12 protein-coding genes are annotated in these 11423 nt (G+C 35.6%); 6 read left to right on the top strand and 6 right to left on the bottom strand.

Translation table 11 applies throughout. The features are described from left to right. Positions 1–36 precede the first annotated feature (36 nt). The 3 genes from FW780_RS12225 to recJ all read right to left on the bottom strand — a co-directional run bounded on the left by FW780_RS12225 (position 37) and on the right by recJ (position 2774). On the bottom strand, positions 37–375 hold the full coding sequence (locus tag FW780_RS12225; RefSeq protein ID WP_149833887.1) for a DUF3817 domain-containing protein: 339 nt from the start codon (positions 373–375) through the stop codon (positions 37–39). 71 nt (positions 376–446) lie between these two features. Continuing rightward, entirely contained in the window at positions 447–1031 is a 585-nt protein-coding gene (gene nadD / locus FW780_RS12220; RefSeq protein ID WP_149833886.1) for a nicotinate (nicotinamide) nucleotide adenylyltransferase, read from the bottom strand. A 30-nt stretch (positions 1032–1061) separates the two neighbouring features. After that, positions 1062–2774, bottom strand: coding sequence for a single-stranded-DNA-specific exonuclease RecJ (gene recJ, locus FW780_RS12215; protein WP_149833885.1), 1713 nt, complete (start codon positions 2772–2774; stop codon positions 1062–1064). A 109-nt stretch (positions 2775–2883) separates the two neighbouring features. Here recJ and FW780_RS12210 point away from each other — a divergent pair, with 109 nt between their 5' ends. Next, positions 2884–3696 (top strand): M48 family metalloprotease, encoded by an 813-nt coding sequence (locus FW780_RS12210; RefSeq protein WP_149833884.1) that lies wholly within the window; start codon positions 2884–2886, stop codon positions 3694–3696. 78 nt (positions 3697–3774) lie between these two features. On the opposite strand, the gene FW780_RS12205 is transcribed toward FW780_RS12210, so the two are convergent. Then, positions 3775–5397 (bottom strand): ABC-F family ATP-binding cassette domain-containing protein, encoded by a 1623-nt coding sequence (locus FW780_RS12205; RefSeq protein ID WP_149833883.1) that lies wholly within the window; start codon positions 5395–5397, stop codon positions 3775–3777. Positions 5398–5518: 121 nt separating this feature from the next. On the opposite strand from FW780_RS12205, the gene smpB reads away from it, so the two are divergent. The 5 genes from smpB (at position 5519) to FW780_RS12180 (ending at position 10256) form a co-directional block, all read left to right on the top strand. Continuing rightward, positions 5519–5977, top strand: a complete 459-nt coding sequence (gene smpB, locus FW780_RS12200) for an SsrA-binding protein SmpB (protein ID WP_045501613.1) — start codon at positions 5519–5521, stop codon at positions 5975–5977. A 77-nt stretch (positions 5978–6054) separates the two neighbouring features. Beyond that, positions 6055–7566 carry an OmpA family protein gene (locus FW780_RS12195; protein ID WP_149833882.1) on the top strand — a complete coding sequence of 504 codons (1512 nt, stop codon included), beginning with the start codon at positions 6055–6057 and terminating at the stop codon, positions 7564–7566. Positions 7567–7661: 95 nt separating this feature from the next. Next, entirely contained in the window at positions 7662–8402 is a 741-nt protein-coding gene (locus FW780_RS12190) for a YebC/PmpR family DNA-binding transcriptional regulator (RefSeq protein WP_149833881.1), read from the top strand. A 57-nt stretch (positions 8403–8459) separates the two neighbouring features. Then, positions 8460–9284 carry a UDP-2,3-diacylglucosamine diphosphatase gene (locus FW780_RS12185; RefSeq protein ID WP_149833880.1) on the top strand — a complete coding sequence of 275 codons (825 nt, stop codon included), beginning with the start codon at positions 8460–8462 and terminating at the stop codon, positions 9282–9284. Next, positions 9285–10256, top strand: a complete 972-nt coding sequence (locus FW780_RS12180) for a glycosyltransferase family protein (RefSeq protein WP_149833879.1) — start codon at positions 9285–9287, stop codon at positions 10254–10256. It abuts the gene before it with no gap. Here FW780_RS12180 and FW780_RS12175 read toward each other — a convergent pair. Together FW780_RS12175 and FW780_RS12170 are read right to left on the bottom strand one after the other, a co-directional pair. Beyond that, a complete protein-coding gene (locus tag FW780_RS12175) occupies positions 10245–10535 on the bottom strand; it encodes a GNAT family N-acetyltransferase (protein ID WP_149833878.1) in 291 nt (96 codons plus the stop codon). The genes FW780_RS12180 and FW780_RS12175 overlap by 12 nt on opposite strands. A gap of 128 nt (positions 10536–10663) precedes the next feature. Continuing rightward, entirely contained in the window at positions 10664–11413 is a 750-nt protein-coding gene (locus FW780_RS12170) for an RDD family protein (RefSeq protein ID WP_149833877.1), read from the bottom strand. Positions 11414–11423: the final 10 nt, after the last annotated feature.

Below are 11423 nucleotides of genomic sequence, written 5' to 3'. Positions count from 1 at the left end.
CTCAAGGGTCCTTTTTTTATGCAGTATATTTATTATTTATTCTCTGTCGAATCGGGCTAGTTTTTTGTCTACCCAAACCGTTGCAAAAGGGAAGAATGCAGACAATAAGGCAAAAACAAAATCTTCATCATCCCAATTATAAATTTTTCTTGCAGGAAGGCAGAGTAAAAGGTAAAGCGTAAAAAAGAATCCGTGTAAACTGCCAATAACACTGATGAAGATAATAGAATATAAATTTTCATCATATCGAATCCAGATCATCGCAACACAATACAGTAAAAGACATGAAACAGCTTCAGCAACACAAATCTGTTTAAACCATTTGATGATTTTTTCCTGAGAATATTTTGAGAAAAATTTATCGATGAAATCCATTTCTTTAGTTATGAGTTGAGAGTTAATAGCAAAGAGTCTTTCTCTAACCTCTCATTTTTTGATCTACAAAATTACTTATAAAAACTGCTACCATCCAAATATTCAAAAACTTCAGGAGGTAACATAGGTCTTACATTTTTACCATCCTTCACCATATTACGGATTTCCGTTGCAGAAAGTTCTATTATCGGAGCTTTGATCAGAGAGATATTTTCATGCTGCAAATAATCAGAATCTGCTTTTTCTCCTTCAAATACTCTCGGATAAACAATGATATGATGATTTTTGATCAGGATATCAGAATTTTTCCATTTATGAAGACTTTTCAGATTATCTTCTCCCATGATCAGGCTAAAAGAATAATCAGGGTATTTTTCATGAAGATAAGTTAGAGTGTCAATAGTATAGCTTGGTTTCGGAAGAGAAAATTCTACATTAGAAGCTCTCATATTCGGATAATGCTTTACTGCAAGCTGTACCATGTCGAGTCTGTTATGGTCATTCAGTAAAGATTTTTTGTCTTTAAACGGGTTTTGCGGGCTAACGACGAACCAAAGTTCATCCATATCAGAATTTTCCAGAATATAATTCGCCAGAATAAGATGTCCGATATGAATAGGATTGAATGACCCGAAAAATAAACCGATTTTTTTCATGTGTAGGTAGCAGATGATAGGCAGTAGTAATTACTCCCTGAATTTTACATCCTTAATATTTAGATAATGAGTGACATTGCCCTTCCAGTGATTTTCTTCAAGAGTAAAAGCAAGGTCAAAATTTTTATTTTTAAAATCTTCAACAAATGGCCCTAGCTTGAATCCTACACACTCAATATTTCGCCCTGTAGATTCCTGCTTGATATAAAATTTAAGGTGATTATTATCTTTCCCCATAGTTTTTACATAACCTGACAATTTCTGATTGGTCAATGTAAAAATAGGTTTCATATTGTGAGGCCCGAATGGAGCTAGTTTTCTGTGGAAATTGATAAACTCTCTGTTGATTTCATCAATTTTAATTTCAGTATCAATAGCAATGGAAGGTTCTTTTTGATGGTCTTGAATTTTTTCAGAAACAATTTTTTCAAACCTTTCCTTGAAAGCATCAAACTTGTCTTTTTCCATAGAAAGTCCGGCTGCAGCGTGATGGCCGCCAAACTTAAGGAAGTATTCAGAACACATATCAAGAGCTTCATGCACATCGAAATCAGAAACAGATCTCGCAGAAGCTACCATTTCCCCGTTATTACCATCAGTAAATACCAGAGTGGGTTTATAATACGTTTCAATAAGTCTGGAAGCTACAATACCAATCACTCCTTTATTCCATTCAGGATGATAAACAATGGTTGTATGCTTGGTTTCTTGCTGAGACTCTATAATTTGATTCAATGCTGAAAGAGTAGAATTCATATCCAGTTCTCTTCTTTCATCGTTGAGGTTCATGATGTCACTCACAATCTGGTTGGCGTGTTTCAGATTGTCGGAAACCATAAGCTCTACAGCTGCTTTACCATGAGAGATTCTTCCGGCTGCATTAATTTTAGGAGCTATTTCAAAAACAATATTTGAAATTTCAAAATGAGAAAGTTTATCCTCAGGAATCAGCAACCTTAATCCTAGATTTCTGGTCTTTCTAAGAGTTTTTAATCCCATTTTAGCCAATACTCTGTTTTCACCTGTCATGGAAACAATATCGGCGGCAATAGAAATAGCCAAAAGATCAGTTAGTTCAAATAATTCTGCTTCTGGTAATTTATAAATTGTATTTAATCCCTGGCAGAGCTTAAAGCCAACACCGCATCCCGAAAGTTCTTTGAAAGGATATCGGCAGTCATTTCTTTTAGGATCAAGTACAGCCGCAGCATCCGGAATTTCTTCACCCGGAAGGTGATGGTCACAGATAATAAAATCAATGTCCAGATTCCTGGCGTAATTGATCATATCAAGTGCCTTTATTCCACAGTCCAAAGCGATGATTAATGAGAAACCATTTTCTTTGGCAAAATCAATTCCTTCAGTAGAAATTCCATACCCTTCAGAATTTCTGTCAGGAATATAATAGTCTAAATATTTTTTCTCAACAATTTTGCTGAGGTAAAGGTACATTAAGGCAACCGCTGTAGTTCCGTCTACATCATAGTCACCATATACCAATATTTTTTCACCATTTTCAATTGCTGTTGCAATACGCTCTACAGCCTTTTGCATATCTGCCATTAAAAACGGATTATGTATATCGTTAAGGTTCGGTTTGAAGAATTCTCTGGCCTTTTGATAGTTGTCAATCCCTCTTAAAACGAGGATTTTAGATTCAAAAGTACCAAAACCAAGTGACGAACTTAGTCTGTCCACAACTTCCTCATCGGGTTCAGGCTTGTAAATCCATTTTTGACTCATTTCACAAAAATAAGGAAAAAAAATAGCATTCTAGAAAGAACTGGAACGAAGTTTCGACTTAATAATTGTTAAAAAAAGGCTATCTTCGGACTCCAAATTTTAAATGACTATGAAAAAAATTACTCTATGCCTTATGTTATCTGGGGCTATGTATTCGATCAATGCACAAAAAATTAACCTTGGGAAAGCTGCCGGAATGGTTTCAAATAGTGCAAAAGCCTTAACATTTACGAACGAAGATGCGATTAAATTATCCAAAGAATCAGTAGATTGGATGGATAAAAATAATGCCGTAGCAGGACCTAAAGATCCGTATACCGTGAGACTGAACAAGTTGTTTGGAAAACACAAATCTCAGGACGGTCTAAATTTGAATTATAAAGTTTATAAAGTAAAAGATATCAATGCTTTTGCCTGTGCAGACGGAAGTGTACGTGTGTTTTCTTCTCTGATGGATATCATGACAGACAATGAGCTGCTTGCCGTTATCGGACATGAAATAGGGCACGTGAAAAATCAGGATACAAAAGATGCAATGAAATCTGCTTATCTGAAAGCGGCGGCATTAGATGCAGCATCATCAGCTTCTTCTGCGGTAGCTACACTTAATGAGAGCCAGGTAGGGAAGATGGCTAATGCATTTTTGGATGCTTCACACAGCAAAAAACAGGAGTCAGAAGCGGATACTTACTCATACGACTTTATGAAAGCTAACAAATATGATGTTGTGGGAGCTTATACAGCTTTCAAAAAGCTGGCATTACTTTCAGAAGGAAGTACACAAAGTAATTTTGAGAAGATGTTCAATTCTCACCCTGACAGTAATAAAAGGGCAGAGTCTATTAAAAAAAGAGCAGAGAAAGACGGGATGTGGAAAGATCCGGGAACAGTATCTTTGCCTACAGCAAAACTAACGAAATAATTATTTTATTTATTTTCCAACAAAAAACCTCAAAGCAGCGCTTTGAGGTTTTTTATATAAATTTTAATGTTATTCTGATTAAGAATACATTTTTTCTCTTAATTCTTTTACCTTTTTATCAGCAAGGTATTCGTCATAAGTCATTTCTCTGTCGATAATTCCGGTAGGAGTCAGTTCAATGATTCTGTTACAGACTGTTGAAAGCATTTCGTGGTCATGAGATGCCAATAAAAGATTTCCTTTGAAATTAGATAAAGAGTTGTTCAAAGTAGTGATACTTTCAAGGTCTAAGTGGTTGGTAGGCTCATCTAATAAAAGAACGTTTGCTTTCTGAAGCATCATTCTGCTGAACATACATCTCATTTTTTCACCTCCTGAAAGTACTTTACAAGATTTTAAAGCTTCATCACCTGAGAAAAGCATTCTTCCAAGGAATCCTCTTACAAATTCTTCGTGACGCTCTTCGTCATTTTTTGTAAACTGTCTCAACCAGTCAACCAGACTTAGATCTTCCTGGAAGAAGTTGGTGTTATCCAAAGGCATGTGAGATTGGTTAGTTGTAACTCCCCAGGCAACAGTTCCTTTATCAGCTTCTACATTTCCTGCTAAAATTTCAAAGAATTCTGTAATCGCTAAAGAGTTTTTGGAAAGTACAGCTACTTTATCCCCTTTCTTAAGATTCAAATCAACATTAGAGAATAATAACTCTCCATCTTTTGTTTTCTCAAGACCTTTTACATCTAAAATCTGATCACCAGCCTCTCTTTCCATTTCGAAAATAATAGCCGGGTATCTTCTTGAAGATGGTTTAATATCGTCAATATTTAATTTGTCGATCATTTTCTTTCTTGCTGTAGCCTGTTTTGCTTTAGCAACGTTCGAGCTGAATCTTGCAATGAAGTCCTGAAGTTCTTTTTTCTTCTCTTCAGCTTTCTTATTAGCCTGGGCTCTTTGTCTTGTTGCCAATTGAGAAGCCTGATACCAGAAAGAGTAGTTACCTGTGTAAAGGTTAAGTTTAGCATAATCCAAGTCACCGATGTGTGTACAAACCGTATCTAAGAAGTGACGGTCGTGAGATACAACGATTACTGTGTTTTCATAATCTGCAAGGAAGTCCTCCAACCATGAAATGGTATCAATGTCAAGGTCGTTGGTAGGTTCATCCAGAATCAAAACATCAGGATTTCCGAAAAGAGCCTGAGCCAAAAGAACCTTTACTTTGTCTTTGTTCTCAAGTTCGCTCATCATCTGCCAGTGCATATCATCTTTGATTCCAACGTTTGAAAGCATTGTCTGTGCATCAGATTCTGCAGTCCAACCTCCCATTTCATCATAGATTACACCAAGTTCACCTGCTTTTATTCCGTCTTCGTCAGAGAAATCTTCTTTTGCGTATAACGCATCCATTTCCTCTTTTATCTCAAATAATTTCTTGTTACCTCTCAAAACAGCTTCAAGAACAGTATACTGATCATATGCAAAGTGATCCTGTTCCAAAACTGACATTCTCTTCCCTGGTTCCAGAGATACATGCCCTGTTGTAGGATCCTGCTTTCCTGTTAATATTTTAAGGAATGTAGACTTTCCCGCACCGTTTGCTCCGATAATTCCGTAGCAGTTTCCTTTGGTAAACATAATATTTACCTCGTCAAAAAGAACTCTTTTCCCGAATTGTAAAGATAAGTTAGATACTGTTAACATATAGTTTTGTAAATTTGGCGCAAAAATACGAAAAGAATTTGGGTATTTTGTAATAATATAATAGTCAAGTTTTTAATTGTTTGGTATTTTTTATATATTTCATTAACGAAATTTTAAAATGATGAAGATTGAGAAAACAGTTAGCATATTAAACAGAAGAGCCCGTTTTGAATATGAAATTCTTGAAGAATATGAAGCAGGAATGGTTTTGACGGGTACCGAAATAAAATCTTTACGTTCATCCAAAGCGTCTATCACAGAATCGTTCTGTCAGTTTATTGATGGGGAATTGTACATCATCAACATGATGATTGATGAGTATAAATTAGGTACTTTTTACAATCACAAAACAAAAAGGGAACGGAAATTGCTCTTGCACAAAAAAGAATTACAAAAACTTGAAAAAAAGTTAAAGGATGCTGGGAACACCATAATACCTTTAAAATTATATATCACTGACAGGGGGAAAGCAAAGGTGCTGATAGCGCTGGGAAGAGGGAAAAAACTTTTCGATAAAAGAGAGGCGATAAAAGATAGAGAAAATAAACGGAACCTGGACAGAATATTAAAGAAAAGTTAAAAATCATTTGAAAAACTTTGTATATAAAGAAAAATTATATTTATTTTGCATTATCAATTATTTAATCATTTAATTCTATGAAAAATCTAAAATTAGGAATTTCAGCATTGGCGCTTACTGTTGCCTCTACTGTTTTCGCACAGACTACCAACAATCCGTGGTTAATCGGAGTTGGTGCTCATGCTGAAAACCACGTAGCAGCAAGAGGTAACTTCAGTAATACGTTCTCTGCTAACAATTTGACGAAGAGTATGTTCAATGTGAACAACTTCTCTATTACTCCTCCATTATCTAAGTTAACAGTTGCTAGAAATGTTGGTAAAGGTTTAGTAATTGACTGGCAGACTTCTGTTGGGAACGTTGAAAACAAAAGATTCAACATGGGGAAAGAATTTTTCCTAATGACAGGTCTTGGTTTCCAGGCTCACGCTGCAGGTCTTTTATGGAACGAAGAATCTTGGTTTGATCCATATTTAAGAGTTGGTGCTAACTACTTAAGACATGACTATACAGCTCTTACTTTCCCTAGAACTTCTGTTGACGCTAACGGTAATCCAATCGAAGCTGTTGTTAATGGTAAGGATGGTAACGAAAACGGTAAAGCTAACCACTTTACTGTAGCTACAGGTGCTGGTGCTAACTTCTGGGTAACTAAGAACTTCGGTCTTGGTGTTCAAGGAGATTATGTATCAACTCCAGGTGACAACTCTACAGTTGCTAACTTCTGGCAAGCTTCTGCTTCTATCTTATTCAGATTCGGAAACAGAGATAGAGATAAGGATGGTATCCTAGATAAAGATGACCTTTGTCCAGATACTCCAGGTTTACCAGAATTCCAAGGATGTCCTGATACTGACGGTGACGGAGTTCCAGATAAAGACGATCAATGTCCAGAAGTGGCTGGTCCAGTTGAAAACAACGGATGCCCTTGGCCAGATACTGACGGTGATGGTGTAATCGACAAAGATGACGCTTGTCCTACAGTAGCAGGTCCTGCTGAAAACAACGGTTGTCCTTGGCCAGATACAGACGGTGACGGTATCTTAGATAAAGATGATGCTTGTCCTACTGTTCCAGGTCTTCCAGAATACAACGGATGTCCTAAGCCAAAAGAAGTAACAGCTACTGATGTTGAAAAGAACCTTAAGAGTGTATACTTTGATTTCAACAAAGCTACAATCAAGCCTGAATCTAAAGGAGCTTTAGATACTGCTTCTGAAATCATTAAGAAAGATGGAGGTAGATTCTTATTAGTTGGAGAAACTGATAAAAAAGGTAGCGATGCTTACAACTTGAAATTATCTAAAGAAAGAGCTGCTTCTGTAGTTGCTGCTTTAGATGCAAGAGGTGTAGATGTTAACGCATTGAAATCAGTTGGTATCGGAGAGCAAAACGCTAAAGTTGCAGAATCTGCATCTGATGCTGAAAGACAAGCTGATAGAAAAGTAACTGTTAGATACATTGGTGATGACAGTGAATGGAACAAATATCAAAAATCTGATGTTGTTGCTCCAGCGAAAAAAGCTACTAAAAAAGCTACTAAAAAAGCTCCAGCTAAGAAAAAAGCTGCTGCTAAAAAGAAAAAATAATTAATTTTTCTAAATAATGAATACCTCCAATTTTATTGGAGGTATTTTTTTTTTGTTGACTTTTAAGTAATTTTGTTGGAAATTTAAAAATTAAAATGGGAAGAGCATTTGAATATAGAAAAGCTTCTAAAATGGCCAGATGGGACAAAATGGCCAAAACATTCTCCAAAATAGGAAAAGACATTGCATTGGCTGTAAAAGCTGGTGGAACAGATCCGGAATCTAATCCGGCACTGAGAAGATGTATCCAGAATGCGAAAGGGGCAAACATGCCTAAGGACAACGTAGAGCGTGCGATTAAGAAAGCGAGCGGTGCTGATGCAGAAAACTATGAAGAAATTACATATGAAGGTTACGGACAAGGTGGTGTTGCTTTTTTTGTAGAATGTACTACAAACAATACTACAAGAACTGTAGCGAACGTAAGAGCTGTTTTTAACAAGTTTGATGGTAACCTTGGGAAAAATGGTGAATTGGCATTTATCTTTGATAGAAAAGGAATTTTCACACTTGATTTAGCTCAGATCAAAATGGATTGGGATGATTTTGAAATGGAAATGATTGATGGAGGAGCAGAAGATGTGGAAAAAGATGAAGAAGAAGTAATGATTACAACTGCTTTTGAAGATTTCGGTTCTTTATCTCACAAATTAGATGAACTTGGAATTGAAGCAAAGAGTGCAGAACTTCAAAGAATTCCAAACAATACAAAAGAAGTAAATGCAGAACAGTTCAAAGCTAATATGAAAATGCTTGAGCGTTTTGAAGAGGACGATGATGTGCAAAACGTTTACCACAACATGGAAATCACAGAAGAGCTGATGGACTCTTTATAAAAAATAACATAGCATTCATATACAGTTAACTTTCAATTAGTTTCTTTGTACAAAACTATGAAAAGAAACGTTGAATTAGTTGTTATATCGGATGTTCATTTGGGAACTTATGGATGTAAGGCTAAAGAATTGTTGAGATATCTCAATTCTATCCAGCCTAAAACTTTAGTTTTGAACGGTGATATTATTGATATCTGGCAGTTTAAAAAGTCTTACTTCCCTAAACCTCATTTGAAAGTAATCAGAAAGATTCTTTCATTGGCAACCAAGAACACAGACGTCTATTACATCACGGGCAATCATGATGAAATGTTCCGAAAGTTCACAGATTTTGAACTGGGTAAACTTAAAGTCTGTAATAAGATCTGCCTCAATATTGATCAGAAAAAAACCTGGATATTTCACGGGGATGTTTTCGATGCATCCGTCCAGCACTCAAAATGGATTGCCAAACTTGGCGGAAAAGGCTACGATCTCCTGATTATTATCAATAATGTTGTAAATTGGTTCTTAGAAAAAATGGGTAAAGAGAAATATTCATTTTCAAAAAAGATCAAAAACAATGTGAAAAAAGCGGTAAAGTATATCGGAGATTTTGAACTTACAGCTTCTGAGCTGGCTATTGACAATAATTATGATTATGTCGTTTGCGGACATATACACCAGCCACAAATCCGTGAGGTTGTTAATAAAAAAGGATCCTGTACCTACTTGAATTCAGGGGACTGGATTGAAAATCTCTCTGCTTTAGAATATAATAATAAAGAATGGACCATTTTTTATTATGATGAGCATAAGCATTTGCTGAAAGATGATGAAGTAGAAGAAATTCAGGAAATGGATAATTCTGCTCTTTTAAAAATCGTAACCAACTTTTCCTAGATGAAGATTTTGTACGCATTCCAGGGTACTGGAAACGGCCACGTTGCCAGAGCGCAGGAAATTATTCCTCTTCTCAAAAAATATGCTTCCGTTGATACATTGATCAGCGGGCATCAATCTCAATTAAAGGCTGATTTTGACATCAATTTCCAATACAGAGGTATTTCCCTTCTTTATAACAAAACAGGCGGTTTGTCCTACCGAAAAACGTTTACCGAAAATAAATTCCTTGAAGCAGCCAGAACAATAAAAGAATTGGAACTCTCAAAGTATGATTTGATCATTAATGATTATGAGCCTCTGACAGGCTGGGCTTCAAAACTGAAAAAGCTTCCCATGATAGAATTGAGCCATCAGGCTTCTATGAGCTTTCCGGAAACACCAAAACCAAAGAAAAAAGACTTTTTGGGAGAAATGATTTTAAAATACTATGTTCCCAGTGAAAGAAAAATAGGATTTCACTTTGAAAATTATCATCCCCAGATCAAAAAACCTGTGATCAGAAGAAAAATAAGAAATCTTAATCCTTATAAACAGGGATATTATCTTGTCTATCTTCCGAGTTTTGCTGATGAAAATATCATCAAGGTTTTAAGAAAAATTCCTGTTGAATGGAAGGTGTTTTCAAAATACAGCAAAGTACAGGTTAAAGTAAAAAATGTGGAAGTATTTCCCATAGATGAAAGCCAGTACCTTAAATACTTTGAAGGCTGCGAAGGAATTTTATGCAATGCAGGTTTTGAATCCCCCGCAGAAGCATTGTTTATGAACAAAAAACTGTTCGTAATTCCTATCCACAATCAATATGAACAGGAATGTAATGCATGCGCTCTTGACAAAATGGGAATACCCAATTCTAAAGTTTTAAATCTCCAGGAAATCATGGAATGGGTTGCTTCTGATCATCATCTTAAAGTAGATTATCCAGATGATATTGAAGATATTTTATTGAATGAGGTTTTAATTCTTTAAAAAAATATCATCTACATCACTCATTCTCATCATCACAGATCTTGCGTAAGAACAGTGCGGATATACTTTCCATTTATTTTCTCTGGCAAATTTGATGGCTTCTTCCACTAAGAATTTTCCCATTCCTCTGCCTTCAAACTCAGGATGTACAAGAACAAATGAAATGATAAGTTTGTTATCTTCAGGGAAAATAGTGTAGGTAAGTCTGCCTACTTCTTTTATTTCATTGTTTAGAGTAAGAACTCCGCCGTTCCCAGATTTATTGTTTTCAAATTTCATGATTCTGAACTTTACAATTAAAGATACAAAAATTGCACCGACCTTACATAAGCAATAAGCTTAACTTTTAATTTAGATGCTTTTAAATTGACCATTCAATTGCGAAGCAAAATTGACGATAGACACTATTAACTGTCTTTTCCTGTATAATAATTGTAATCTTTAATAATCACATTAATAAACTGTCTTTCTGTCATTTTAGTGGCATCTATCTCAAGTTTCAGAATACTTTTGATTTTTTCAGACAACTTACTGATGATCTGGCGGTCGTCTACTTTCAGGGCTTTGGTATAATTATCTTTGATGATTCTCATATCATTATCACTTAGAGCAATGACCTGAGGAAAAGAAGGAATGTAATCTTCGTGAATATTCTCCAGAATTGTATGGGAGATGTTGATGTTGTTTTTTAGAGAAATGACGGCGGTTCCGGAAGCGATATCACCCAAGCGCTGGTTGTTTTTAGAAACAATCATAGAGATAAGTCCAATAACTCCGGCAAATGATACATCAACAATTCTGAAAACCCAGCGGATCATATAATCTGCGAAACTTGCCTGATAACCATCAATCTTTACCACTTTTATTTTCATCAGTTTTTTGCCGGGTGTCTGGCCTTCCATTAAGCTTTCCAACACGAGTGGATAAATGTAAATAGGAAAAGTAAGGATAAGATATACAGCTCTTATAGACCATTCATCAAGGCCGTCTAGCAAATACCCCAGGTCAAAAATATTGAAGAACAAATACAGGGTGATTACCACATAAGCTATCCTGATCAGAAGATCAATAATAAAGGCAAGCATCCTTTCTCCTACGCCTGCAATATTAAAATTAATATTTACATTTTGTGAGGTATTTATCGCAATTTGAGACATATTTTTTATT

The organism is Chryseobacterium sediminis (assembly GCF_008386505.1).
In the GTDB taxonomy this organism is placed as follows: Bacteria; Bacteroidota; Bacteroidia; order Flavobacteriales; family Weeksellaceae; genus Chryseobacterium; species Chryseobacterium sediminis.
This window is presented reverse-complemented; position numbering and strand designations above follow the sequence as displayed.